Here is a 25922-nt window from a genome sequence, read left to right on the forward strand (position 1 = left end):
GACTCGACGCCGGTTCACCGACAGAAAGCAGCCCATCCGCATGAAGATTCTCGTCACCGGTGGCGCCGGGTTCATCGGCTCCAACTTCGTCCGCCGCACCCTGCAGGACGCCTACCCGGGCCTGGAGGGCGCCGAGGTCGTCGTCCTGGACGCGCTGACCTACTCCGGAAACCTGGCGAACCTCGCCCCGGTCGCCGACTCGCCCCGCTACACCTTCATCAAGGGCGACATCCGCGACGGCGGCCTCCTGGACGAGCTGTTCCCGACGATCGACGCCGTCGTGCACTTCGCCGCGGAGTCGCACGTCGACCGCTCGGTGCGCGACGCGTCGATCTTCGTCGAGACCAACGTGCTCGGCACGCAGCAGCTCCTCGACGCGGCGTTGCGCAACAAGGTCGAGCGCTTCGTGCACGTCTCCACCGACGAGGTCTACGGCTCGATCGCAGAGGGCTCCTGGGCGGAGGACCGCCCGCTGGAGCCGAACTCGCCGTACTCGGCCTCCAAGGCCGGCAGCGACCTCCTGGCCCGCAGCTACTTCCGCACGCACGGCCTCAACCTGTCGATCACGCGCTGCTCGAACAACTACGGCCCGTACCACTTCCCTGAGAAAGTCATCCCGCTCTTCGTCACCAACCTGATCGACGACAAGCACGTACCGCTGTACGGCGAGGGCAACAACATCCGCGACTGGCTGCACGTCGACGACCACACCCGCGGCATCGCGATGGTCCTCGTGAACGGCCGTGCCGGCGAGATCTACAACATCGGCGGCGGCACCGAGCTCACCAACAAGGAGCTCACCCAGCTGCTGCTCGACGCGACCGGCAAGGACTGGTCGTACGTCGACCGCGTCGCCGACCGCCTCGGCCACGATCTGCGCTACTCGGTCGACATCTCCAAGATCCAGAACGAGCTGGGCTACGAGCCGCTGGTCCCGTTCCAGCAGGGCCTCGCCGACGTGGTGCAGTGGTACCGCGACAACCGCGACTGGTGGGAGCCGCTGAAGGCCCGCGCCGCCCTGGACAACTGATGCGCGTCCTCGTCGCGGGAGCGAACGGACAGCTCGGGCAGGACCTGCAGAAGGCATTGGCAGCGCACGGCCACGAGGTGACGGCGCTCGGCCGCGCCGAGCTCGACGTGACCGACCGCGACGCGGCGATCGCCGCGGTCGCGGGTCACGACGCCGTCGTCAACGCCTCCGCGTACACCAAGGTGGACGACGCCGAGACGCACGAGGACGAGGCCTACGCGATCAACGCGCTCGGCACGGAGAACCTCGCCGTCGCCGCCGCGGCGGCCGGCGCGCGCTACGTGACCGTCTCCACCGACTACGTGTTCGACGGCCACGCCGGCGAGCCCTACGCCGAGGACACCCCGCGCGATCCGATCAACGCGTACGGCCGCACCAAGGCCGCAGGCGAGGAGCTCGCGCTCGCGGCCCACCCCGACGGCACCTACATCGTGCGCACCGCCTGGCTCTACGGCGCGGGCGGCGCCAACTTCGCGCGGACCATGGTGAAGCTCGCCGGCAGCCACGAGACGGTGAGCGTCGTCGCCGACCAGCTCGGCCAGCCGACGTGGACCGGAGACCTCGCCGACCAGATCGTCGCCCTCCTCGAGTCCGACGCCCCCTCCGGGGTCTACCACGGCACGAATTCCGGCCAGGCCAGCTGGTTCGAATTCGCGAAGGCGGTCTTCAGCGCGGCCGGATTGAACCCTGATAGGGTCACACCGACCGACAGCGCGACGTTCGTCCGTCCCGCCCCCCGACCGTCCTACTCCGTGCTCGCTCACGGGGCCTGGGCGAAGGCCGGACTGACGCCGATGCGGTCGTGGGAGGCCGCCCTGGCAGACGCCGCACGGCAGGGAGTCCTGGACCTGGAGACGAATGACGACACTCAGCGTGGTGGTCGATGAGCTCACCTCGGCCGAGACCGGCGGAGCCCGCCGGTACACCGAGGAGCTGACCCGTCAGCTGATCGCCACCGCACCCGCCGGCTGCGAGGTGCGCGCGTACGTGTCGAACGTCCCCGACGAACAGCTCGACGAGCTGCGCGCCGCGCTCCCCGGCCTCGCCGACCTCGTGCGGCTGCCGCTCGCCCGGCGCGAGCTCTCGCTCGCCTGGCAGTCCGGCATCGCCGTGGGCGGCGTCCGCGGGATGGTGCACGCGCCGAGCCTCCTCGCGCCGCTGCGCAAGCACGACACCCTCAACGACGGCGACCAGGTGGCCGTGACCATCCACGACGCGCTCGCCTGGACGCACCCCGAGTCGCTGGGCGCCACCACGGTCATGTGGACGAAGTCGATGGCCAAGCGCGCACGCAAGCACGCCGACGCGATCGTCGTCCCCACCCACGCGGTCGCGAACAGCCTCGCCGACTCGCTGGACTTCGGCGACCGCATCCGGGTCATCGGCGGAGCTCCCGCCACCACCCTGCGGCTCCCGGCGGACGCCGACGAGCGCGCGGCGCGGCTCGGCCTGCCGCCGGAGTACGCGTTCACGCTCGGCTCGATCATGCCGCGCAAGGGCATCGCGCCGCTCATCCGCGCCGTCGCGCGGCCGGAGGCCCACGACATCCCGCTGCTCATCGCCGGCCCCGACCGCTACGGCGACGGCACGGCGACCGGCGTCGCCGCCGCGGCCGGACTCCCGGAGGACCGCGTGCGCGCGCTCGGCCGGCTGGACGACGCCGACCTCGCCGTCGTGCTCGACCGGGCGACGCTGTTCGTCTACCCGAGCCTGGCCGAGGGCTTCGGCCTCCCGATCGTGGAGGCCTTCAAGTTCGGCCTCCCGGTCATCCACTCCGACGACCCCGCGCTGGTGGAGGTGGCCGCCGGCGCGAGCCTGGTCGTGGAGCGTCCCGCCTCCGCGGAGGACGACGGCGGCTACAGCGAGCGCCTCGCCGGCGCGATCGGCCGCGTGCTGGACGACGGCGACCTGCGCGGCCGGCTCGGCGTGCTCGCGTCCGACCGCGCACGCGCGTTCAGCTGGCGCGACTCCGCGGAGCGGGTCTGGCAGCTGCACGCCGACCTCTGACGCACCATTCGTCACGAATGTCGCGAATCCGCGCGCCATTCCCGCGATTCGTCACGAATGTCGCGCCACGCGATTCGTGACGAATGTCGCGAATGCGCGCGCGAAAGGCGCGATTCGTGCCGAATGTGTGCGGGTCAGGCGCGGGTGGATGTGGCCGCAGACGCGGGCTCGCGCTCGGCGTCCTCCTCGCGGCCGAACCAGGCGCGGTAGCGGGCAGACGCCCACTCGCCGGCCGCCTTGGACCAGCCGTGGCTGCGCTTCTCGATCAGCCACATGAAGCCGACCGCGACCAGCACCGCGAGCGGGATGGCGAACAGCAGCGGCACGTACCAGGCCTGCCCGGCGAACAGGTAGGTGCTGAACAGGATGATCGGCACGTGCACCAGGTACAGGCTGAACGAGATGGCGCCGAGGAATTGGAACGGGCGCGATTCGAACACCACGCGCAGCGGCTTCCAGCCGAGCGCGGCGACCACCAGGCCCGCCGCCGCCAGCGGGACGAGCCCCTTCAGCACGTTGTCGAGCTCGGGGATGCTCCCGACGCCCGGCCCGACGAGCCATGGCGCGATGAGCAGCAGCGCGCTCCCGACGGTGAGCCCCGCCCATAGCGGGTGACGGAACCAGCGCCTGTTGATCCGGTCGGCGGCGTTGCGGACGACGTCGAGGCGCACCGCGATGATCGCGCCGACGAAGAAGGCCGGGAAGTACTCCAGCTCGCCCGACCCGGCGTGCGCGCCGAGCCAGGTCAGAGCGCAGGCCAGCGCCAGACCGCCGATCCACCACTTGCGCACAGCGAGCGCCGCGATCGCGAACACCGGCAGCAGCAGCGAGAAGGCGAGCTCCCAGCGCAGCGACCACAGCGGGTTGTTGATCTGGCCGTCGCCGCCGAGGAGGTCGATCGCCTTGACGATGTACTCCCACGAGAAGTTCGGGGTCGAGGAGTTGCTGAGCCAGGTGCCGCTCGGCTGCGTACTCACCTGCGGGATGGCGGCGACCCACGCCGCCGCCAGCACGACCGACGCCGCGACCGGCACCATGAGCCGCACCACGCGGCGCGGGAAGTAGGCCACCCAGTCGAAGCCGCGACGACGCACGACAGGCAGCGTCACCACGAGCCCGGACAGCACGAAGAACACGATCACGGACTCCACACCGGCCGAGGCCAGCTTGAGCGGCGTGTAGCTGATCCACCACATGAAGGAGCCGACGGGGGCGTGACCGCCGCCCGGCGCCCCGGGGAACTCGGGGTTGGTGTACAGGGCGTGGTGGAAGAGGACCACGACCGCCGCGAGTCCGCGGAGCCCGTCGAGGGCTGTCAGTCGTCCACCGTTCTTCGTCACCGTCTTCTCGTCCACGCTTCCACCAGTACCCGTCATAGGCGGGCGACGGTACCGGGTTGCGCTGGGGGGTTCCTGTGACCTGTTCAGGGGTCACCTGGGAGCGATGGCGCGGTTCGAAGCGCGGAATTCCGCGGATTCCGGCTCAGTGGCCGGACGGCGTGGGGGTCGCGGTCGACGGCGCCAGCGCCTGCTTCACCAGCTGATGGATCTGCGTGTAGTCGGGCTTCGTCGGGTCGGGGATCGTAGGCGGCACGAGCTCCAGCTTGTCGACGGGCTGGGCGCGCGTCTTCATGCCGAGGTCGACGAAGTAGCCGAGCATCGACTGCGGGATGTCGGTCTTCATCACCTGCGCGCCGGCCTTGGCGATGTCCTGGAACTTGGTGACCACGTTCAGCGGGCTGAACTGCTTCAGGATCGCGTCCTGGAGCTGCCGCTGGCGGGCCATCCGGTCGTAGTCGCTCGTCCCGTGCCGCGCCCGGGCGTACCACTGGGCGTGGTAGCCGTCCATGTGGTGCTGGCCGGGCTGGATCCACTCCACGACGCCGTTGAGGTTCTCGTCGCCGCCGATCGGCACCTTCTCCGTCACGGTGATGTCGACGCCGCCGAGCGCGTCGATGAGGTCGGCGAAGCCCTGCATGTCGATGAGCACGTAGTACTGGATGGTCAGCCCGGTCGCGCCCTCCAGCGCGTCGCGCATCGCCTCGATCCCCGGCTCGCTCTGGTTCTTTTTGGCGTTCGGGTAGAGGCCTGCCTTATAGAGCTCGACCTCGGTGTAGATGGAGTTGAGCTGGCAGACGTCGACGTCGCACTTGTCGTGGTAACCGTAGCCGTCCGGATAGAGGGTGCGCATCGGGGACTTGGCCGAGAACGGCACCGGGTTCAGGTCGCGCGGCAGGCCGATCGTGACGGCCTTCCCGGTGCTCGCGTCGATGCTGACGATGGACATGCTGTCCGGGCGAAGCCCCTGGCGGTCGGGCCCGGCGTCGCCGCCGAGCAGCATGATGTTGTAGCGGCCGTCCACCGGGGCGACGGGAGCGCTGTCGGCGAAGATGTCGCCGAGCGCCCCGCGCGCCGAGCCGGCGACCGCGGAGCCGTAGGCGGCTGTCCCCGCCAGCCCGACCAGCACGAGCACGGAGAACGCGGCGATCCAGCCCCGCATGTTCGCCCGCGCCTTGACCAGCCGCACGAGCCGCAGGGTGTCGAGGGTGAGGACGACCCACAGGATGGCGTAGCCGATGAGCAGCAGCTGCACGACGGTGAGGCTCCCGGCCTGAGTCGCGAACGTGTACAGCGACGACGGCGACACGAGCATCAGGACGAGGGCGACGATCCCGAGCACCCAGAGCAGCAGGGTCGCGAAGATGCCGACCCGGCCGAGCACCCGGTTGCCTGCGACCAGCTGGGGTGTGCCGGGCAGCAGGATGTTGAGGCCGACCAGCCACCAGCCGCGCGCGGTCATCTCCCCCGGCGACGAGGCGTCGGGATGGCGGAGCGGGGTGGCCGCGCTCATAGCCGGGACTGCAGCGCCCGGTTCTTCTCCTCCACGCTCGCCTCGAGGTCGGCGGCGAAGCGTGCCAGAGCGCCGGACAGCTCCGGGTCGGAGGTGGCGAGGATCTTGACGGCGAGCAGCCCGGCGTTGCGGGCCCCGCCGATGGAGACGGTGGCGACGGGGACGCCGGCGGGCATCTGCACGATGGAGAGCAGGGAGTCCAGCCCGTCCAGCCGCGCGAGCGGCACCGGGACGCCGATCACGGGCAGCGTGGTGACAGCGGCGACCATCCCGGGCAGGTGCGCGGCTCCGCCCGCGCCTGCGATGATGACGCGCACGCCGCGGCCGGCGGCCTCCTGGCCGAAGGCGATCATCTTCTCCGGCGTGCGGTGGGCAGAGACGACCTCCACCTCGTGCGCGACACCGAACTCGGTGAGGACCGTAGCGGCCTCCTGCATCACCGACCAGTCGGAGTCGGAGCCCATGATCACGGACACCAGGGGCTGAGGCTGTGCGGGCATGGGACCCAGGATAGGTCGGGCGTGCGGGGTGGAACGGTTAGGCGCGCGGGGTGGGGCGGGCTCAGCCCTCGAAGAACGCCGCCGCCGCCCGCGCCCGGTAGACGACGTCGTCCAGGTCGTCGCCGCCCACAGTGACGTGGCCGACCTTCCGGCCCGGCCGCGGCGCCTTGCCGTAGCCGTGGAACTTCGCCTCCGGGTGCGCAGCCAGCGCCGCCGGATAGCGGTCCTGCAGCGAGCCGGACGCCGGGCCGCCGAGGATGTTCACCATCACCGACCACTCCTCGCGGGGCGCGGTCGAGCCGAGCGGGAGGTCGAGGACGGCACGCAGGTGCTGCTCGAACTGACCCGTGACGGCGCCTTCGATCGACCAGTGGCCGCTGTTGTGGGGGCGCATCGCCAGCTCGTTGATCAGCACACGGCCGTCGGTGGTCTCGAACAGCTCGACCGCGAGCACGCCGGTGACGCCGAGGCCCTCTGCGACGCGGCGGGCGATGTCGGCGGAGACCTGGGCCACCTTGCCGGCCGCGCCGGGCGCGGGGGCGATCACCTCGGCGCAGACGCCGTCGCGCTGCACCGTCTCCACCACCGGCCACGCTGCGATCTCGCCGGACGGGCGGCGGGCGACGAGCTGCGCCAGCTCGCGGCGGAAATCCACCAGCTCCTCCACCAGCAGCGCGCCGCCGTGGCCGTCCTCGGCGAGCGCGAGGAACCAGTCGTCGGCCCCGGAGGCCTCCGACACCACGCGCACGCCCTTGCCGTCGTAGCCGCCGCGCGCCGTCTTCACGACCGCGCGGCCGCCGTGGTCGGCGAGGAACGCGCCGAGCTCGTCCGCGGACTCCACCGCGGCCCAGTCCGGCACCGGGAGGCCGAGCTCGCTGAGCTTGGCGCGCATCTGCAGCTTGTCCTGGGCGTAGAGCAGCGCGTCGGGGCCGGGGTGCACCGGGATGCCGCGGCCGACCAGCTCACGCAGGATCGCCGGCGGCACGTGCTCGTGGTCGAACGTCACGACATCGACGGTCTCGGCGAACGCGAGCACGGTGTCGAGGTCGCGGTAGTCGCCGACGCCGGTCGCGGCCAGGTCGGCGCTCATGCCCTCGGCCTCCTCCAGCACGCGGATGTCGATGCCGAGTTCCACCGCGGGAGGGATCATCATCCGGGCCAGCTGTCCGCCGCCGATCACACCGACTTTGTTCCTGGCCATCTCCGATGTCTCTCCTCGATACTCTTCACACGGTGCGCGGGCAACTCCCAGATACCGGACACCCGGGCCGCGTAATGTGGCGAACGCACTCCCTATCTTCCCGCATAGCCAGGCTGGAGCATGACGACCGAGACGACAACAGCGCACCGCGCGGCGCGCATCCTCCCGCAGCTGATCAAGTTCGGCGCGGTGGGCGCCGTCGGCTTCGGCGTCAACCTCGTCGTCTTCAACGTGATGCTGTTGATCGTGCTGCGCAACGTGCAGCACGCGACGATCTACTCGACGATCATCGCCACGGTCATCGCCATCCTGACCAACTGGATCGGCAACCGCTACTGGGCGTTCTCCGGCCAGCGCCAGGACAACGCCGCACGCGAGGGTGTCGAGTTCTTCGCCGTCAGCCTCGCCACCGGCACCGGCATCCCGCTGGTCTGCGTGTGGATCTCGCACTACCTGCTCGGGATGGTCGGCCCGGTCGCCGACAACATCTCGGCGAACGTCGTCGGCCTCGCGGTCGGGATGCTGTTCCGCTTCGCGCTGTACCGCTGGTGGGTGTTCTCCCCCGCACGCGCGGCCCGCTCGAAGGCGAAGGCCGAGACGGCGGCAACGGTCGGCGCCACCACCACGACCACCGCCGAGCCGGCCGCGACGACGGGCTCGACGCTAGCGCGAACCCCAGACGGTGGTCTCGTCGGAGACTGACTCCGACTGCTGCCTGCGCACCGCCACGACCGTCTGCGCGTGCTCCATCAGCTCGCTGAGCGCGCGCTGCACCTGGTCGGCCTTCGGCACGTCCCGCAGCACCACCGGGTGGTCGAGGCCGGAGTTGATCCGCACGTCCCCGGAGCGGAACATGCTCTGCAGCCAGGTGCGCCGCACGGCGACGTCGTAGCCGCGGCTGTGCAGCAGCTCCTGCCGCACCCGCACGAAGAAGCCGTGCCGGATGATGAGCCGGCGCGTGGTGATCGTGTAGCGCCTGCTCAGCCAGACGGCGAGCGGGAGCAGGAACAGCAGGAGGACGGCGACGGCGGCCGCGCTCCACACCAGCACGATCTCCCACACCTCGGAGACGCGCCCGGCGAAGAAGCCGACGGCGCCGGCCGCGGCGATCAGAGCGAGGCTCGGCCAGAACAGCGCACGCGCGTTCGACCGGAGGCGGGCGATGACCCGCTCGGGAGGCGGCGCGGGCGTACCCTCCGGCGAACTGCTCATGTATCCCATTAATACCGCAGGTGCGTCACGTCGCCCGCCGCCACCGCCGTCGGACCGTCATCCGAGTCCACGATCAGCCTGCCGGACTCGTCGATCGACGTGGCCGTGCCGAGCAGCACGTCGCCGCCGGGGAGCTCGACCCGCACCGAGCGGCCGATCGTGTGGCAGGCCTCCACCACCTCGTCGCGCAGGGCGCTGCGGACCGGGTCGCCGCCCGCGGCCACGAACTCGCGGTAGAGCACGCTGAGCTGAGTGAGGTAGGCGGCCAGCACCGCGTCCGGGTCGACGTCGTGCGCGCCGGCGAGGGCGAGCGAGGTGGAGGTCGGCGTCGGCAGCTCGTCCTGCTCCAGCGTCAGGTTCACCCCGGCGCCGACGATCACGCCGTCCATGCCCGGCAGCAGCTCCGAGAGGATGCCGCAGACCTTGGCCTCCTCGATCAGCACGTCGTTCGGCCACTTGACCGCGACCTCCCTGTCGGTGAAACCCGAGAGCGCGCGGCTCATCGCGACCCCGGCCAGCAGCGGGAACCAGCCCAGCGCCTCCGGGGCGAGGCCCTCCGGCCGCAGCAGCACCGAGATGGCGAGCGCCTTGCCGGGAGGCGACACCCAGACCCGCCCGAGCCGGCCGCGGCCTCCGGTCTGGTTGTCGGTGACCACGACGGCGAGGTCGGGCAGGTCTCCTGCGCGCGCCTGCAGCACATCGTTGGTGGATGCGGCCTCCGGCAGCACCTCGAGGACGGGGACGACAGCCCGGCTGCGACGGAAGTTCATTGCTCAATTCTGCCAGCGAACGCGCGCGGATTTGTAGGAATCCGTAGACGGCATCGCTGTTCGGCTGGCAGGTAGAGTGAACGGCGTGACCGACACCGAAGCACGTCAGACCCCCGATCCCTTCACGACCGCCGGCAAGCTCGCCGACCTGAAGGAGCGGTTCCACGAGGCCGTGACCGCGAGCGGCCAGGCCGCGATCGAGAAGCAGCACGCGAAGGGCAAGCTGACCGCCCGCGAGCGCATCGACCTGCTCCTCGACCAGGGCTCGTTCGTGGAGTTCGACGAGTTCGTGCGCCACCGCACCCACGCGTTCGGCATGGAGGCCAAGCGCCCGTACGGCGACGCGGTCGTCACGGGCGTCGGCACCATCCACGGCCGCAACGTCGCCGTCTTCAGCCAGGACTTCACCATCTTCGGCGGCAGCCTCGGCGAGGTCGCCGGCGAGAAGATCATCAAGGTGATGGACCACGCGCTCAAGACGGGCGTGCCGATGATCGGCATCCTCGACTCCGGCGGCGCGCGCATCCAGGAGGGCGTGGTCGCCCTCGGCAAGTACGGCGAGATCTTCCGCCGCAACACCGCGGCCTCCGGCGTCATCCCGCAGATCTCGATCGTGATGGGCCCGGCGGCGGGCGGCGCGGTGTACTCCCCCGCCCTCACCGACTTCGTGATCATGGTCGACAAGTCGAGCCACATGTTCGTCACCGGCCCGGACGTGATCAAGACCGTCACCGGCGAGGACGTCGGCTTCGAGGAGCTCGGCGGCGCCCTCACGCACAACAAGATCTCGGGCGTCTCGCACTACCTCGCGAGCGACGAGGAGGACGCGCTCGACTACGCCCGCACGCTGCTCAGCTACCTGCCGCAGAACAACCTGGCCGAGCTGCCGGTGTTCGAGGCGGAGCCGGAGCTGGAGATCACCGACGCCGACCGCCGGCTCGACACGATCATCCCGGACTCCCCCAACCAGCCGTACGACGTGACCACGATCATCGAGGGCATCGTCGACGACGGCGAGTTCCTGGAGATCCAGCCGCTGTTCGCGCCCAACATCGTGATCGGCTTCGCCCGCGTGGAGGGCCGCTCGGTCGGCATCGTCGCCAACCAGCCGAGCTCGATGGCGGGCACGCTCAACATCGACGCGGGCGAGAAGGCGTCGCGCTTCGTGCGGTTCTGCGACGCGTTCAGCATCCCGATCCTCACCCTGGTGGACGTCCCCGGCTACCTGCCGGGCACCGACCAGGAGTGGACCGGCGTCATCCGGCGCGGCGCGAAACTGCTCTACGCGTACGCGGAGGCCACGGTGCCGCTGGTGACGATCATCACCCGCAAGGCCTACGGCGGCGCCTACATCGTGATGGGCTCCAAGCAGCTCGGCGCCGACATGAACCTCGCCTGGCCGACGGCCGAGATCGCGGTCATGGGCGGCCAGGGCGCGGTCAACATCCTCTACCGCGGCGAGATCAAGCGCGCCGAGGAGGCCGGCGAGGACGTCGCCGCCGTGCGCGCCCGGCTTGCCAGCGAGTACACCTACAACGTCGCCAGCCCGTTCCTCGCGGCCGAGCGCGGCGAGCTGGACGGCGTGATCGAGCCGGCCGCCACGCGCATCTCGGTCATCAAGGCGCTGCGGGCGCTGCGCACCAAGCGCGCGTCGCTGCCGCCGAAGAAGCACGGGAACATCCCGCTGTGACCGGCGCGCACGAGGCATCGGCCGGCCCGTCCCCGCTCGACCCGTCGCAGCTGCGATTCCTCACCAAGGGCGTGACGCCCGAGGAGATCGCGGCGGTCACGGCCGTGCTCGCGACGGCCGCGGCGGAGGCCGCTGCGGCCGCGCGGGACGCCCGCCCGCAGCGCGGACCGGACGGCTGGGAGCGCTCGCAGCGCGGCCTCCGGAAGCCGCTCACGCCGGGACCCGGCGTGTGGCGGTCGTTCTCGGGCTGACGCGCGCCGCGCGTACCCCGAAACGGCGTTTGTACCCCGACGGGCGTGTCCCCCACTCGCGGGACACGCGGCAATCCGCCACGGGCGCTCACGGGGGTCCCGGAAAGTGTCCCCCGCGGGTCCCCCAAAATGACGACTATGTATTTCTCGCCGCTGCCGACAATATTGTTATTGCTAGGTGTCTCTCCTCGTGAGTTACACCGCCAATCACTCGCCGACTAGGGTAAGCGGGCGAGTGCTTTGGGGGCGAGTCAGGACGATATTCGGGTTGTCGTCCTGACTCGGGGTTTGAAAAGGGGCCGACAAATTCGGGTGTCGGCCCCTTTCATCCGTTAACCCCTATGTCGCTTCCGCCGAAGGGCACGTAAACGCCTCTAAACGTGCGTTTTAGGGGCGTTTACGTGCCCTTCGGCGAAGGAGCGGGTGCGGGTCAGCGGACGGCGTCGACCAGCGGACGCGGGATCTCCAGCCAGAGGTCGACCTCGTCGTCCTCCGACTCCGCGCCGAGCGCGTTCGCGGCGCCGTCGTCGGACATCCGCAGGCCCACCACCGTCACGGCGGTCTTGGACGACCGGGGCACGGTCCGCACGATCAGCTTGTCCGTCGTCGTGCCGCGGATGGCGTCCGCCAGGCGGCGCAGCACGGTCTCCAGGCCGGTCTGGTCGAGGTCGTCGATGCCGCCCTCGTCGAGCAGGCTCACGACGACGCCGCGGCGGCGGGCGTCCATGACCTCCCGGCGCACGTCGTCGTTGAGCAGGCGGCGGCCGCGGATCTCGTCGCGGATGGCGCCCTCCAGGTAGCGGCACTCGCGCCGCTCCGCCTCGGTGAGGTCGCCGCCGCGCCGCACGATCTCGGCGAGCATCGGCGCGGCCACCCGGTAGGTCTGGCGCAGGCGCAGCTGGCGCTCCATGACGTGGGCTTCCTGCGCGGCCTGCCACTCGGTGGCCTCGCGCTCGGCCCGCGCGAACTGGAGCGCGTCGCGGCCGGCCTTGGCGAGCGAGCCGGAGATGACCACGGCGACGCCGACCCAGACGACCGAGCCGATCACCCCCAGCCCGGCCAGCGCGCCGGGACCCGCCCAGACCACGGTCTGCACGGCCAGGAAGCCGACGCCGACCCACGCGACGAACTGCTGACGGCGGACGGCCGCGATCGTCATGAGCGTGCCGACCGCCGCGACGTACCAGGTCGCGTAGCCGTTGTCCTTGGCCGGGTTCAGCTCGCTGGTGACCAGGATCGGGATGACCACGCAGACGGCGAGGTCGAAGGCGGCGAGCCAGAGCGGCATCTTGGTCGGGCTGGTCGGCCACAGGCTGATCACGGTCGCGACCGCGTACAGCGCCATCGCGACGATGGCCGGTCCCGGCGAGCCGGGGATGGACAGCGACGACAGCCCGAGGAACAGGTGGTACGCCGAGAAGAGCGCACCGAGGCCGAGGAACAGCACGCGGTTGAGGGTGATCATCCGGCGGCCTCCTGCTCGCGCTCCACGAGCGAGCCGTGCTCGCCCGCGGGCCAGACGATGGTGACGGTGGTGCCCTGGCCGGGCGCCGACTCCACGTTCGCGCGGCCGCCGACCTTCGCCAGCCGCTCGCGGATGCTCACGCGCAGGCCCAGCCGCTCGGCCGGGACCTCGTCGGCGTCGAAGCCGCGGCCGTCGTCGGTCACGATCACCCGGACCGCCGCGCCGTGCTCGCCGCCGCGGACGATCACGCTGCGCCGGACCTCGTCGCCGCCGGCGTGCTGCATGCTGTTGACCATCGCCTGCACGGCCGCCGAGTAGACGGCCTCCGCGACGTTGACCGGGAGGCTGTGCAGCTCGTCGTGGTCGCGCGCGTCCACGTCGAACGGCGAGGAGAACGCCTTTGCGGCGGTCACCAGGCGGTCGGAGAGCTGCTCGACGCCGACCTGGGTCTGATCCTCCGGACCCGACGCCTCCGCGGCGTGGAGGTGGCCGATCGCGTCGGCGGCCATCCGCGCGGCGAGGTCCTTCTGCTCCTGCGTGCGCGCGCTGGCGGCGGACAGCAGCGTCGTCAGGACGCTGTCGTGCACGATGGCGTCCACCTGCACGCGCTCGACCTCCGTCGCGTGCTGGCGCACGGCGTTGCCGTACTTGGCGAGCGCCTGGCTCTGCGCGACGTCGACGGCGGTCGCGGCCTGCCGCATCATCGCGATGATGGCGAGGATGACGCCGCCGAGGATGATCGCGTAGACGGCGTCGAGGCCGGCCAGCTCCGCGCCGACCCCGCCGCCCGAGGGCAGGGCGCGCACGATGCCGTACGCGATCGGGGTGATGAACGTGTACGCGATCGCCAGCCACAGCGGGTACGCGACGGCGGCGAACGCGGTGAAGACGGAGCAGAGGAACCAGACCCACGGCTTGTCCGTCGTGAACGCCTTCGGGTCGGCCACGAGCAGCGGCCAGGTGAGGATCGCGACGAAGTACACGACGGACAGCACGCCCATCGTGACCTTCACGAAACGCTGCGCGAAGATCGCCAGCAGCACGGTGAAGGCGAGCCCGCCGAAGACCAGCACCAGCATGATGACGCCCCACGGGCTGCGCAACGCCCCGAGCTGCCCGAGCGCGGTCGGGAAGGTCTGGAGCCCGAACACGAGGCCGAAGGCCGACACGGTGCGGTCCGAGATCCGCTCGATCCTGGCTCTGCTGAGCGGGTTGCGAGGCTTGGCCGACTCGACGGGTGCTCCGGAGGCGGAGCGCGGAGCGCTAGGCGCGCTCATTGCCCGTGTCGGGGTCGAGCCCGGGCAGGATGCCGTCCTCCACGGCGCGGCGAAGGAGGTCGACCTTCGTCGGGGCGGGACGGCCGACTTCCACGTACTTCACGCGGATGCGGTCGAGGTACTCGCGCGCCGTCGAGTTGGCGATGCCGAGCTGGGCCGCGACCGCCTTGAGCGGCAGGCCGGAGGCATAGAGGTGCAGCACGTCGCGCTCGCGGCGGCCGAGCTGCGCCTTCGCGAAGTCGCTGTCCGCGTCGATGGCGGTGGCCCACTCCAGGTTGTTGAGCACGTCGCCGCGCGCGACGGTCGCGATCGCGTTCATGACCGTCGTGGTCGGAGAGGACTTCGGGATGACGCCGGCGGCGCCCGCGGCGAGCGCTTCGCGCACGCTGGCCACCCGGTCGGCGATGCTGTGGACGAGCACGGCGGCGCCGGTGGCCTGCGCGCGCTTGACGTTGTCGGTCACCTTGGAGCCGTCGCCGAGCGACAGGTCGAGGACGACGACGTCGCACTCCTGCGCGCCGAGCTGCTGGACGAAGTCGTCCACCGTCGCCGCGGTGACCACGACCTCGTAGCCCGCGTCCTGACAGGCCGCTTTGAGCCCGAGCCGCACGGACTCGTGATCGTCGACGATTGCCACTCGCACCATGCTGACCATCGTAGTGCGCGGGTGCAGGTATTCCGGTCGATCACGGGGTCAGCGTGGCGACGGCCTCCACATGGTGCGTGTTCGGGAACAGGTCGAATGCCCGCAGGGTGCGCAGCGGGTAGCCCCACTCGGCGAAGTAGGCGACATCCCGCGCGAGGGCGACGGGGTCGCAGGCGACATAGACGACCTGCGCTGGCCGCATCGACGCGACCGCGTCGACGACCTCGCGCCCTGCGCCCGAGCGCGGCGGGTCGAGCACCACGGTCGCGGCGCGCAGCCGGGACCGCTCGGCCGCGGTGGCCTCGGCGGCCAGCCCGGTGACGAAGCGCTCCACGCGTGCGGTGACGGCGGCGGCGCCGACCCACTCGGCGAGGTTCTCCGCGGCGTCGTCGGTCGCAGCCTCGTCGGCCTCCACCGAGGTGATGCGGAGGGTCGGGCCGAACCGGTCGCCGAGCGCTGCGGCGAGGAGGCCGACGCCGCCGTAGAGATCGAGGTTCGCCGCGCGCGGGTCGAACAGCGCCTCGTCCACCGCCGAGCGGACAGCCTCCGTCAGGGTCGCCGCCGCCTGGCGGTGCACCTGCCAGAACCCGCGGGCGTCGAGCCGGAACTCCCGCTCGCCCACCCGCTCGCGGATCGGCACCGGACGGCGGCGCGGACGGATCAGCCGCTTGCCGCGCCGCTCCGGGAGGTCGTTGACGAGCACGTGGGTCGCGCCGTCGCCTGTCGCGACGACGTCCACCGACTCCGCGCCGGAGAACCGCTGGCCGAACGGGGCCGACTCCTCGACGGCGGCCGTGGCGAGCGGAAGGTCGGAGACCGGGACGATGGTGTGCGTGCGGGCGGCGTACGGACCGATCGCGCCGTCCTCGCCGACCTGGAGGCGCACGCGCGTGCGCCAGCCGGTGCCATCCCCGGTCTCGCCGGCGACGGCCTCCACCACGGGGCCGCCGTCGGCGCCGAGCGATTCGATGGTGGCGGCGTCGAGCTTCGCCGTGCGCTGGAGGGCGTCGACGATCACGCGGCGCTTGAGCTCGCGCTGGTGGTCCAGCCGGATGTGGCCGAACTCGGCGCCGCCCGCCCTCTGTTCGGGGGCGCGGCTCGCGGACGCGGCGGCCCAGACGTGCTCCTGGCGCTCGGCCGCCGGCTCCAGGACCTCCAGCAGCTCCGCGCGCCAGAACCGGTCGTGCGCGCGGTCGGCCACGCGGGCGCGGACGCGCTCCCCCGGGATGGTGTCGGGCACGAAGACCACGCGGCCCTCGTGGCGGGCGACGAACACGCCGCCGTGCGCGACATTGATAATGTCGAGTTCGACCTCGTCCTTCTGGGGCATCCCTCGAGCATCCCACAGGTGACCATGCGCCTCTACCTCGCCTCCACCTCCCCCGCCCGCCTCGCCCTGTTGCGCGCGGCCGGCGTCGAGCCGATCGTGGTGCCGTCGCACGTGGACGAGCCAGCGGCCGTCGCGGCGGCGGAGGCCGAGCACGGGCCGCTCTCGCCGCAGGGCATGGTGCAGCTGCTCGCGCGGCTCAAGGCGGAGGCCGTCCGCGGCACGCTCGACGGGGAGCCGATCGACGGCCTCATCCTCGGCGGCGACTCGGCGTTCGCGATCGACGACCGCATCCACGGCAAGCCGCACCTGCCGGAGGTCGCGCGCGAGCGCTGGCTCCAGCAGCGCGGCCGCACCGGGATGCTGCACTCCGGGCACTGGCTGATCGACCACCGCGACGGCCGCGAGAACGGCGCGGTCGGGGCGACGGCCGTGGCCTCCGTCACCTTCGCCGACGTCACCGACGCGGAGATCGACGGGTACGTGGCGAGCGGCGAGCCGCTGGAGGTCGCGGGCGCGTTCACGATCGACAGTCTCGGCGGCCCGTTCATCACACGCGTGGAGGGCGACCCGAGCACGGTCGTCGGACTGTCGCTGTCCACCCTGCGCGACCTGGTGCGCCGGCTGGGCGTGGAGTGGACGGAGCTGTGGAACCGGGCATGACCCGGCCGCGCTGTCACTTGTCGACCCTCTGACGTGGCGCACAGGCTTTTTTGTGGGGATCGTCCAAAAGCTGGTCCGGCTCCCGGAATAGGCTAGGGAATTGTGCCCCGTATCTCGAAGGTCCTCATCGCCAACCGCGGCGAGATCGCCGTCCGCGTCATCCGTGCCGCGAAGGACAGCGGAATCGCCTCCGTCGCCGTCTACGCCGACCAGGATCGGGACGCCATGCACGTCCGCCTCGCCGACGAGGCGTATGCCCTCGAGGGCACGACCAGCGCGGAGACCTACCTGGTCATCGACAAGATCCTCTCGGTCGCCCGCCGCTCCGGCGCCGACGCCGTGCACCCGGGCTACGGCTTCCTGGCCGAGAACGCGGACTTCGCCCGCGCCGTCATCGCCGCAGGCCTGACCTGGATCGGCCCGTCGCCGGAGGCCATCGAGCGCCTCGGCGACAAGGTGTCCGCCCGCCACGTCGCCGAGAAGGTCGGCGCGCCGCTCGCCCCCGGCACCCTCAACCCGGTCGCCGACGCGGCCGAGGTGCTCGACTTCGTCGACGAGTACGGCCTCCCGGTCGCCATCAAGGCGGCGTTCGGCGGCGGCGGCCGCGGCCTCAAGGTCGCCCGCACCCGCGACGAGGTCGCCGAGCTGTTCGACTCCGCCACCCGCGAGGCGATCGCCGCCTTCGGCCGCGGCGAGTGCTTCGTCGAGAAGTACCTCGACCAGCCGCGCCACGTCGAGACCCAGTGCCTCGCGGATGCCTACGGCAACGTCGTCGTGGTCTCCACGCGCGACTGCTCGCTGCAGCGCCGCCACCAGAAGCTGGTCGAGGAGGCGCCGGCGCCGTTCCTCACCCCGGAGCAGCTGGACAAGCTCTACAGCGCATCGAAGGCCATCCTCAAGGAGGTCGGCTACCAGGGAGCAGGCACCTGCGAGTTCCTGATCGGGAAGGACGGCACCGTGTCGTTCCTGGAGGTCAACACCCGTCTGCAGGTCGAGCACCCGGTCTCCGAGGAGGTCACGGGCATCGACCTCGTCCGCGAGCAGTTCCGCCTGGCTGAGGGCGGTGAACTCGACTACGCCGACCCGGCTCCTCGCGGTCACTCCTTCGAGTTCCGCATCAACGGCGAGGACGCCGGCCGCAACTTCATCCCCTCCCCCGGGCCCGTGCACGTGTTCAAGGCGCCGGGCGGCCCCGGTGTCCGCGTGGACAGCGGTATCCAGGCGGGCGACGTCATCTCCGGCGCGTTCGACTCGATGCTCGCGAAGCTCATCGTGACCGGCGCCAGCCGCGACGAGGCCCTGGAGCGCTCCCGCCGCGCCCTGGACGAGTTCGAGGTCGCGGGCCTGCCGACGGTTCTGCCCTTCCACCGCGCGATCGTGCGCGACCCCGCCTTCGCCCCGCAGGACGGCGAGCCGTTCTCGATCTACACGCGCTGGATCGAGACCGAGTGGGCCGGCGGCGTCGAGCCGTGGGCGGGCGAGCTGGGCGACGGCGGCGCTTCCGAGCGCCGCAGCAACGTCGTGGTCGAGGTCGAGGGCAAGCGCATCGAGGTGTCGCTGCCAGCCCGCCTGCTCTCCGGCGGCGGTCCGGCGGAGGCCGCGGCTCCCGCCCCGCGCCGCCGCTCCGGCGCCCACGCCGTGGACACCGCCACCGGCGACTCGGTCACCGCGCCCATGCAGGCCACGGTCGTGAAGGTCGCGGTCGCCGACGGCGACGAGGTCGTCAAGGGCGACCTGGTGCTGGTCCTGGAGGCCATGAAGATGGAGCAGCCGCTCACCGCCCACAAGGACGGCACCGTCGCCGGCATCAACGCCACCGTCGGCGAGACCGTCTCCTCCGGCCACCTCCTCCTCAACATCCTCTAACCCCCTCCACCCACCTCCGCTAACGGAGGAGATCCCCCCTCCCCGGGCCCCGATCTCCTCCGTTGGCTGCGTTTTGAGGTCCTTCACGCGCGGATCTCCTCCGTTGCCAACACCGCCTCGATCGTCGCGACGACGCCGTCGGCGTCCGCGAGAACGTCCCGCGCCGGGATCCGCAGCCGTCGCGCGCCGAGGAGCGCGAGCGCGGTGTCGCGTGTGCGGTCCCGTTCGAACGCCTCCCGGCCGGAGTGGAACGCGTAACCGTCGATCTCCACGAACAGGCAACCGTCCACCCTCGCATCGACGCGCCCCACTCCAGGCATCGCCACCTGCTGCTCGACGACGTGACCACGGGCGGTGAGGCGCTGGCGGAGGATCGACTCCACCCCGGAGTCCGATCCGGGCCGGGCGCAGGCGGCGACCGCCCGCGCGTGCGCCGGACTGTGCGCGAACACCCCGCGCAGCCCGACCATTGTCACCGCACGCGCGGCGATCGCAGTATCGAGCACGGCGATAGCCGTCTCCGCGTCGGCGCAGTCCACCACCGAGCGGAGGCAGTCCGCCAGCGAGACCCGCCACAGCTCGGGGTACACGCCCTGGGCATCCCAGTGGCGCACGGCGTCGTCAGCCGTCCTCCCGGCATGCGGATGGACGCTCAGGTGCAGCCGCCCGTCCTGCCCTCCCCACAGTCCGTAGCTCCGCGCGGCAGACACGCACGACAGTCTCCCGCCCGCGGCCAGGGCCGCCTGCGCCTCCCGCGACAGCTCGGGCAGGGCGTAGACCCCGCGACGGGGTCGCAAGAGGCGCCCCTCCTCGACGGCCGCCGTCAGCGCTCGATCGCTGACCCCGTCCTCCCGCAACTCCCGCCGGGTCACCGCCCCGCCCCGCACACGAATGTTCTGCCAGTTCATCCCTCCACCCTGCGAGTCCTCCACCTCCGCCGGGCCTCCGTGGCCGGATCTGTGGATAACCCACCGCAATGTGTCGGTTGGGAGGGGAGGAGATTCGCGACGACACGCCCGGGAATCGCAGTCAACGGAGGAGATCGGAGTGGGTGGAGGGGGGAAGTCCTCGGTTGGCGGCGGGAGCAGGGGCGGGGGCGGGCTAGCCGGTGGCCTCGGTGGGGTCGCCTTTGAGGTCGATGCTGATTTCGTCGGCGTCGAGGTTGCTGAGGGCGCCGGCGAGCACGTCGGCGCTGAAGGTGCCGTCGTCGCGGGCGTCGAGCAGCGCGTCGCGCTGGGCGCGGATGCGCTTCAGCCGCGCGGCCTTGTGCTGGTTGAAGGCCTCCGGGGTCCGCTCCGTCGTCTCCGGCTGCGGTACCGCCTGCCCGGCCTCGTGCAACAACTCCAGCAGCCGCAACCGCTCCTCCTTCTCGGCCTGCGGGTCGGAGGCCGTCGGCTTCACCCAGCGCAGCGCCAGCCCGAGCGTCCCGCCCTGCAGAAGCAGCGACCCGGCCGCGACGAGGAACGCGATCAGCACGAGCACCGACCGGCCCGGCGTGTCCGACGGGAGGCTCTGCGCGGCGGCCACCGTGACAGCCCCGCGCATCCCGGCCCACACCACGATGGTGCCCTCGCGCCAACCCAAAGGCGTCCCCGTGAAGTAGTCGATGTCCGCCAGCACCCGCCGCAGCCGCGTGCCGAACCGGGCGATGTTCTCCACCGTCCAGGCCCTCTGCCGCTGCCGCTGCCGCCGGATCAGCCGCCCACGCCACCCCGACGGCGTCGCCCCGATCCGGTCGCGCGTCACGGCTGCGGCCTCCGGGACCCCCGCGACCTTCGCCACCTCCGCCTGCGCGACGGCTGGGTCGGCCGCCAGCACGTCCGCGTGCGCCTCCGGGTCCTCCGCCAGGTCGACGCCCACCGGCAGGGCCGGCGCCGCGTCCGGCGGAGGCGGCCCCTGCTCCAGCAGTCGCCGCGCGGCCTCCGGGTCCTCCAGCCGCTCCTGCAGCTTCGTCAGCGCCGGCCGCATCCGCTCGCGGCGGCGCCCCCGGCGGGCCAGGAGGGCGAGCAGCGGCGCCACGAACGCGGCGCGGACGACCAGCGTCAGCAACAGCGCAGCGGCCGCGATGCCGACCGCCGGCAGCACACCGGAGTGGTCCTTCTGCACCTTCTGGACGATGCCGAACAGCTCCAGGCCCATCGTCAGGAAGATCATGCCCTCCAGCACGAGCTCGACCGTCCGCCAGTTCTGCGTGTCCGACAGCCGGTGCTCCGGCGACAGCACCCGCGGCGCGCGGCTGCCGGTGATGAGGCCGGCGACCACCGCCGCCACCAGGCCCGACCCACCCAGCGCCTCGGCCGGGATGGAGGCCAGGAACGGCACCGTGAACGACAGCACCGTGTTGACCGTCGCATCCTTGACCCGCGCCCGGACGATCAGGTTCAGCCGCCCGACCACCCAGCCGAACACCACGGCGACGACCACCGAGTAGAGGAACGACAGCGTCACCGCGCCGAGCGTGAAGGAGGCCACCGCCGCCGCCGCGACCGCTGCCCGCAGCAGCACGAGCGCGGTGGCGTCGTTGAGGAGGCTCTCGCCCTCCAGGATCGCGACAACACGCGGCGAGACCCCTGCGCGCTTCACGATCCCGGTCGCGACCGCGTCGGTCGGGCTGACGATCGCGCCGAGCGCCACGCCCCACGCGAGCCCCAGCCCCGGGATGACCCACGCGAAGAAGATCCCGAGCAACACAGAGCTCACGATCACGAGCACCACCGAGAGCCCGCCGATCGCGCCGAACTCCCGCCGGAAGTTCATCGACGGCATCGACACCGACGCCGAGTAGAGCAGCGGGGGCAGCACGCCCGCGATGATCCACTCGGGCTGCACCTCCAGCACCGGCACGAACGGCAGGAACGAGACCAGGATGCCGAACACGACGAGGATGAGCGGCGACGCCACCCCGAAACGCTGCCCGTAGACGGTGGCGGCCGCGATGGTCAGCACGGCGAGGACGCCGACGACCAGGACCTCCTCCATCCCGTGGCCTCCCGTCTAGAGCACGTTCCCGTCTAGAGCACGATGTGCATGGCCCGCGCCGCGTCCGAGATCGATCCGGAGAGCGACGGGTACACCGTGAACGCCCTCGCCACCTGGTCCACCGTCAGCCGGTGCTCCACCGCGAGCGCGAGCGGGAAGATCAGCTCGGAGGCCCGGGGCGCGACGATCACGCCGCCGATCACAGTACCCGAACCCGTGCGCGCGAACAGCTTCACGAAGCCGTCGCGGATGCCGAGCATCTTGGCGCGCGGGTTGGACTTCAGCGCGAGCTTGTAGATGTCGCCCTGCGCGATGCCCTCCTCGATCTGCTTCTGGTTCCAGCCGACGGTCGCGATCTCCGGCTGGGTGAAGATGTTCGAGGTCACGTTGCGCAGTTCGATCGGGTTGACCGCGTCGCCCATCGCGTGGAAGACCGCAGTGCGCCCCTGCATGGAGGCGACGGAGGCCAGCGGCAGCAGGTCGGAGCAGTCGCCTGCCGCGTAGATGTTCGGGATGGACGTGCGCGCGACCCGGTTGACCCGGATGTGACCCGACGGCGTCAGCTGCACGCCGGCCTCCTCCAGGCCGATCCCTGCGGTGTTCGGGATGGAGCCGACCGCCATCAGACAGTGGCTGCCCTCCACGGTGCGGCCGTCGGTGAGTGTCGCGACCACGCCGTTCTCGGTGCGGACCACCGACTCGGCGCGCGACTTGGCGAGCACCTGCATGCCGTTGCGCTTGAACACGTTCTCGATGACGCGCGCGGCGTCGGCGTCCTCGCCCGGGAGGACTTGGTCGCGCGAGGAGATCAGCGTCACCTTCGAGCCCAGCGCGGTGTACGCGGACGCGAACTCGGCGCCGGTGACGCCCGACCCGACCACGATCAGGTGCTCCGGCACGGTGGAGAGGTCGTAGAGCTGGGTCCAGGTGAGGATGCGCTCGCCGTCCGGGACGGCGGAGGAGAGGATGCGCGGGCTCGCGCCGACCGCGATCACGATCGTGTCGGCCTCCACCCGGTCGAAGTCGGTGCCGGCGGCGCCCGTGCCGGTCGACACGATGATCGCGCCGTCGCCGTCGAGCCGGCCCTCGCCGGTGACGATGCGGACGCCGGCGCGCACGAGCTCGGCGCGCATGTCCTCCGACTGCTGACGGGCGAGGCCCATCAGGCGCTTGTTGACGGCGGCGAGGTTGACGGCGATCTCCGGACGGACCGGCTTGCCGCTCTCGCCGCGCGAGAAGAACTGGACGCCGAGGTCGGTCGCCTCGGCGATGGAGTTGGTGGCCTCCGCGGTGGCGATGAGGCTCTTGGAGGGGACCACGTCGGTGATGACGGCGGAGCCGCCGACTCCGGAGCGCTCCACGAGCGTGACGTCCGCGCCGAGCTGCGCGCCGGCGAGCGCCGCCTCGTAACCGCCCGGTCCGCCGCCGAGGACGGCGATCCGCTGCTTGCGCTCGAATTCATAGGCCATGCCTCTTATTCTTCCGTATCCCGGTGCACCGATGCGCATCCGGGCGGACGCTGTACCGCCGGGTGCCGCTCAGTAGAGTTGGCTCATGCTCGAAACCACCCAGAACCCGCTCGACGACCCTGCGACCGACCCGTTCGAGGTCGCCCGGGAGGCGGCCACGCAGCTCGCCGAGAAGACCGGCGTCGAGAAGCACGACATCGCCCTCACCCTCGGCAGCGGCTGGGGCAAGGCCGCCGACCTGATCGGCGAGACCGTCGCGGTGATCCCGGCCCACGATGTCGTCGGCTTCAGCAAGCCGGCGCTGGAGGGCCACGCCGGCACCCTGCGCTCGCTCCGGCTCGCGAACGGCAAGCACGCGCTCGTCATCGGCGCGCGCACCCACTACTACGAAGGCCACGGCGTCCGCCGGGTCGTGCACAGCGTCCGCACCGCAGCGGCCGCGGGGGCGACCACGATGGTCCTCACGAACGGCGCCGGAGGCATCAAGGAGCACTGGAAGCCCGGCACCCCCGTGCTGATCAGCGACCACATCAACCTGACGGCGGACTCCCCGCTGGAGGGCGCGACATTCATCGACCTCACCGACCTCTACTCGAAGCGCCTGCGCGACCTGGCGAAGACCATCGACCCGAGCCTCGACGAGGGCGTGTACACGCAGTTCCGCGGACCGCACTACGAGACGCCGGCCGAGGTGCAGATGGCCAAGGCGATCGGTGGCCACATCGTGGGCATGTCGACCGCGCTGGAGGCCATCGCCGCCCGCCAGGCCGGCATGGAGATCCTCGGGATGTCGCTGGTCACCAACCTGGCCGCCGGCATCCAGAAGACCCCGCTCAGCCACCAGGAGGTCATCGACGCAGGCCGGGAGGCCGAGCCGGTGATCAGCGCCCTTCTGGCCCGGATCGTGGAGGCCCTGTGACCCCAGCAGACGGAAACGCAGCAGACACTCCCCGACTCCTCGAACAGGCACGCGCCTGGCTGGCGCAGGACCCCGATCCGGAGACCCGCGAAGAGCTGGACTCGCTGATCGTGGCAGCGGAGGCGGGCTCCGCGGAGGCCGTCGACGACCTCCACTCGCGCTTCGACGCCCGCCTCGAGTTCGGCACCGCCGGCCTCCGCGGTCGGATCGAGGCCGGCCCGAACCGGATGAACCGCGTCCTGGTCTCCCAGGCCGCCGCCGGTTTCGCGCGCTGGCTGGTGGAGCACGCCGAGGGCGGGAAGCCGTCGGTCGTCATCGGCTACGACGGCCGCAAGAACTCCGACGTCTTCGCCCGCGACACCGCCGAGCTGATGGCCGGCGCCGGGGTGCGGGCGATCCTGCTCCCCCGGCTGCTGCCGACCCCGGTGCTCGCGTTCGCCGTCCGGCACCTCGACGTGAGCGCTGGCGTCATGGTCACGGCGAGCCACAACCCGCCGCAGGACAACGGCTACAAGGTCTACCTGGGCGGCGAGAACCACGGCTCGCAGATCGTCTCGCCGACGGACGCGGAGATCGAGGCGCACATCCTGGAGGTCGCCCGCGGCGACATCGGCGACCTCCCGCGCTCCGAGCAGTTCGAGATCGCGTCGGGCGACGTGGAGGCCGCCTACATCGAGGCCACCGCCGCCGTCGCGACCACGGCCGCGCCGCGGGATGCGGTCACCTTCGCATACACGGCGATGCACGGCGTCGGCTGGCGCACGGCAGAGGCGGTGTTCGAGCGCGCCGGGTTCAGCACGCCCGTCGTGGTGGCCGAGCAGCGCGACCCCGATCCGGCCTTCCCGACGGTGTCGTTCCCGAATCCGGAGGAGCCGGGAGCGATGGACCTGTCGTTCGCGACCGGCCGCGCCGCGGGGGTGGACCTCGTCATCGCGAACGACCCGGACGCCGACCGGCTGGCCGTGGCCATCCCGGACGACTCCGCCGACGGCTTCCGCCGCCTCAGCGGCAACGAAGTCGGCGCGCTGCTCGGCTGGCGTGCCGCCGAGCTCGCCGAGCGGAACTCGACGGCGGGCGCCGCCTTCGGCGCACTCGCCTGCTCGATCGTGTCGTCACCGGCCCTCGCGGCCGTCGCGGCGGCCTACCACCTCGACTTCGCCGACACGCTCACCGGGTTCAAGTGGGTCTCCCGCGCGCCCGGGCTGATCTACGGCTTCGAGGAGGCGCTGGGCTACCTCGTCAACCCGCAGACGATCCGGGACAAGGACGGCATCTCGGCCGCCACGGCGTTCCTCGACCTCGCGAACGAGCTCGCCGCCTCCGGCCGCACGATCGCCGACCACCTGGACGCGTTCGCGGAGCGTTTCGGCTACTTCGCCAGCGACCAGATCTCGCTCCGGGTCACCGACCTGTCCCGCATCGACGAGATCATGGCCGCGCTGCGCGCCACCCCGCCGAGCAGCCTGGGCGCGGTCGCCGTCGATCACATCGACGACCTCCGCGACGGCTTCGGCGCGCTGCCGCCGAGCGACGTGCTGCGCATCGTCCTCGCGGACGGCTCGCGCGTCATGGTCCGCCCGTCCGGCACCGAGCCGAAGCTGAAGATCTACATCGACGCGTCGAGCGACGAGGGCGACGTGGCCGCGCGCCGCGCCACCGCGACCGCGCGCGTCGCCGCCCTCGCGGACGCGATGCGGGCGCTCACGGCGTAACCGCCCGCACATTCGTCACGAATGTCGCCTTTCGCCGCGCGAGAGTCGACATTCGTGACGAATGTCGCCGCGTCGTCGCGCACACACA

General features: G+C 71.6%; 23 protein-coding genes. 10 read left to right on the forward strand and 13 right to left on the reverse strand.

What is annotated here, in order from left to right; genetic code table 11:
• The first annotated feature begins 40 nt into the window (after positions 1-40).
• Genes rfbB through F1C12_RS08145 form a run of 3 tightly spaced genes read left to right on the forward strand, consistent with a single transcriptional unit; the run spans position 41 to position 3037 of the window.
• Positions 41-1030 (forward strand): dTDP-glucose 4,6-dehydratase, encoded by a 990-nt coding sequence (gene rfbB, locus F1C12_RS08135; protein ID WP_185278264.1) that lies wholly within the window; start codon positions 41-43, stop codon positions 1028-1030.
• Positions 1030-1917 (forward strand): dTDP-4-dehydrorhamnose reductase, encoded by an 888-nt coding sequence (gene rfbD, locus F1C12_RS08140; RefSeq protein WP_185278265.1) that lies wholly within the window; start codon positions 1030-1032, stop codon positions 1915-1917. Before rfbB ends, rfbD begins: the two co-directional genes overlap by 1 nt.
• Entirely contained in the window at positions 1889-3037 is a 1149-nt protein-coding gene (locus F1C12_RS08145; protein ID WP_185278266.1) for a glycosyltransferase family 4 protein, read from the forward strand. The genes rfbD and F1C12_RS08145 overlap by 29 nt, the downstream gene beginning before the upstream one ends.
• A gap of 134 nt (positions 3038-3171) precedes the next feature.
• On the opposite strand, the gene F1C12_RS08150 is transcribed toward F1C12_RS08145, so the two are convergent.
• The 4 genes from F1C12_RS08150 to F1C12_RS08165 form a co-directional block, all read right to left on the reverse strand.
• On the reverse strand, positions 3172-4413 hold the full coding sequence (locus F1C12_RS08150; RefSeq protein WP_258046177.1) for an acyltransferase family protein: 1242 nt from the start codon (positions 4411-4413) through the stop codon (positions 3172-3174).
• 106 nt (positions 4414-4519) lie between these two features.
• The gene (locus F1C12_RS08155; protein ID WP_185278267.1) at positions 4520-5887 is read right to left on the reverse strand and encodes an LCP family protein; all 1368 of its coding nucleotides are present in this window, start codon (positions 5885-5887) and stop codon (positions 4520-4522) included.
• Entirely contained in the window at positions 5884-6387 is a 504-nt protein-coding gene (gene purE / locus F1C12_RS08160) for a 5-(carboxyamino)imidazole ribonucleotide mutase (RefSeq protein ID WP_185278268.1), read from the reverse strand. The genes F1C12_RS08155 and purE overlap by 4 nt, the downstream gene beginning before the upstream one ends.
• Before the next feature lie 61 nt (positions 6388-6448).
• A complete protein-coding gene (locus tag F1C12_RS08165) occupies positions 6449-7588 on the reverse strand; it encodes a 5-(carboxyamino)imidazole ribonucleotide synthase (RefSeq protein WP_185278269.1) in 1140 nt (379 codons plus the stop codon).
• Between the two features lie 120 nt (positions 7589-7708).
• Here F1C12_RS08165 and F1C12_RS08170 point away from each other — a divergent pair, with 120 nt between their 5' ends.
• Positions 7709-8290, forward strand: coding sequence for a GtrA family protein (locus tag F1C12_RS08170; RefSeq protein ID WP_185278270.1), 582 nt, complete (start codon positions 7709-7711; stop codon positions 8288-8290).
• Here the strand turns inward: F1C12_RS08170 and F1C12_RS08175 are convergent.
• Positions 8252-8800: a PH domain-containing protein gene (locus F1C12_RS08175; protein WP_258046178.1), complete on the reverse strand. Its 549-nt coding sequence runs from the start codon at positions 8798-8800 to the stop codon at positions 8252-8254. The two genes, F1C12_RS08170 and F1C12_RS08175, sit on opposite strands and share 39 nt — an antisense overlap.
• Before the next feature lie 8 nt (positions 8801-8808).
• On the reverse strand, positions 8809-9570 hold the full coding sequence (locus F1C12_RS08180; protein ID WP_185278271.1) for a biotin--[acetyl-CoA-carboxylase] ligase: 762 nt from the start codon (positions 9568-9570) through the stop codon (positions 8809-8811).
• Positions 9571-9646: 76 nt separating this feature from the next.
• Between F1C12_RS08180 and F1C12_RS08185 the strand changes: the two genes are divergently transcribed.
• Together F1C12_RS08185 and F1C12_RS08190 are read left to right on the forward strand one after the other, a co-directional pair.
• Entirely contained in the window at positions 9647-11260 is a 1614-nt protein-coding gene (locus F1C12_RS08185) for an acyl-CoA carboxylase subunit beta (protein WP_185278272.1), read from the forward strand.
• Positions 11257-11511: an acyl-CoA carboxylase epsilon subunit gene (locus F1C12_RS08190; protein WP_185278273.1), complete on the forward strand. Its 255-nt coding sequence runs from the start codon at positions 11257-11259 to the stop codon at positions 11509-11511. The genes F1C12_RS08185 and F1C12_RS08190 overlap by 4 nt, the downstream gene beginning before the upstream one ends.
• A 430-nt stretch (positions 11512-11941) precedes the next feature.
• On the opposite strand, the gene F1C12_RS08195 is transcribed toward F1C12_RS08190, so the two are convergent.
• Genes F1C12_RS08195 through F1C12_RS08210 form a run of 4 tightly spaced genes read right to left on the reverse strand, consistent with a single transcriptional unit; the run spans position 11942 to position 16229 of the window.
• Positions 11942-12976: a hypothetical protein gene (locus F1C12_RS08195; RefSeq protein ID WP_185278274.1), complete on the reverse strand. Its 1035-nt coding sequence runs from the start codon at positions 12974-12976 to the stop codon at positions 11942-11944.
• Positions 12973-14253, reverse strand: a complete 1281-nt coding sequence (locus F1C12_RS08200; protein ID WP_185278275.1) for a sensor histidine kinase — start codon at positions 14251-14253, stop codon at positions 12973-12975. Before F1C12_RS08200 ends, F1C12_RS08195 begins: the two co-directional genes overlap by 4 nt.
• A complete protein-coding gene (locus tag F1C12_RS08205) occupies positions 14240-14899 on the reverse strand; it encodes a response regulator transcription factor (protein ID WP_185278276.1) in 660 nt (219 codons plus the stop codon). Before F1C12_RS08205 ends, F1C12_RS08200 begins: the two co-directional genes overlap by 14 nt.
• A gap of 40 nt (positions 14900-14939) precedes the next feature.
• A complete protein-coding gene (locus F1C12_RS08210; protein WP_185278277.1) occupies positions 14940-16229 on the reverse strand; it encodes a class I SAM-dependent RNA methyltransferase in 1290 nt (429 codons plus the stop codon).
• A 24-nt stretch (positions 16230-16253) separates the two neighbouring features.
• Here F1C12_RS08210 and F1C12_RS08215 point away from each other — a divergent pair, with 24 nt between their 5' ends.
• Both F1C12_RS08215 and F1C12_RS08220 read left to right on the forward strand, forming a co-directional pair.
• A complete protein-coding gene (locus F1C12_RS08215; protein WP_185278849.1) occupies positions 16254-16889 on the forward strand; it encodes a Maf family protein in 636 nt (211 codons plus the stop codon).
• Positions 16890-16991: 102 nt separating this feature from the next.
• On the forward strand, positions 16992-18755 hold the full coding sequence (locus tag F1C12_RS08220; protein WP_185278278.1) for an acetyl/propionyl/methylcrotonyl-CoA carboxylase subunit alpha: 1764 nt from the start codon (positions 16992-16994) through the stop codon (positions 18753-18755).
• 83 nt (positions 18756-18838) lie between these two features.
• On the opposite strand, the gene F1C12_RS08225 is transcribed toward F1C12_RS08220, so the two are convergent.
• The 3 genes from F1C12_RS08225 to F1C12_RS08235 form a co-directional block, all read right to left on the reverse strand.
• Positions 18839-19663 (reverse strand): AbiEi antitoxin N-terminal domain-containing protein, encoded by an 825-nt coding sequence (locus tag F1C12_RS08225; RefSeq protein WP_185278279.1) that lies wholly within the window; start codon positions 19661-19663, stop codon positions 18839-18841.
• A gap of 193 nt (positions 19664-19856) precedes the next feature.
• Positions 19857-21734, reverse strand: a complete 1878-nt coding sequence (locus F1C12_RS08230; RefSeq protein ID WP_185278280.1) for a cation:proton antiporter domain-containing protein — start codon at positions 21732-21734, stop codon at positions 19857-19859.
• A 32-nt stretch (positions 21735-21766) separates the two neighbouring features.
• Positions 21767-23203 carry an NAD(P)H-quinone dehydrogenase gene (locus F1C12_RS08235; protein WP_185278281.1) on the reverse strand — a complete coding sequence of 479 codons (1437 nt, stop codon included), beginning with the start codon at positions 23201-23203 and terminating at the stop codon, positions 21767-21769.
• A gap of 85 nt (positions 23204-23288) precedes the next feature.
• Between F1C12_RS08235 and F1C12_RS08240 the strand changes: the two genes are divergently transcribed.
• Together F1C12_RS08240 and F1C12_RS08245 are read left to right on the forward strand one after the other, a co-directional pair.
• Positions 23289-24122 carry a purine-nucleoside phosphorylase gene (locus tag F1C12_RS08240; RefSeq protein ID WP_185278282.1) on the forward strand — a complete coding sequence of 278 codons (834 nt, stop codon included), beginning with the start codon at positions 23289-23291 and terminating at the stop codon, positions 24120-24122.
• Positions 24119-25834, forward strand: a complete 1716-nt coding sequence (locus F1C12_RS08245) for a phospho-sugar mutase (RefSeq protein WP_185278283.1) — start codon at positions 24119-24121, stop codon at positions 25832-25834. Before F1C12_RS08240 ends, F1C12_RS08245 begins: the two co-directional genes overlap by 4 nt.
• Positions 25835-25922 lie beyond the last annotated feature (88 nt).

Source organism: Leifsonia shinshuensis, from assembly GCF_014217625.1.
GTDB classification, from domain to species: domain Bacteria; phylum Actinomycetota; class Actinomycetes; order Actinomycetales; family Microbacteriaceae; genus Leifsonia; species Leifsonia shinshuensis_A.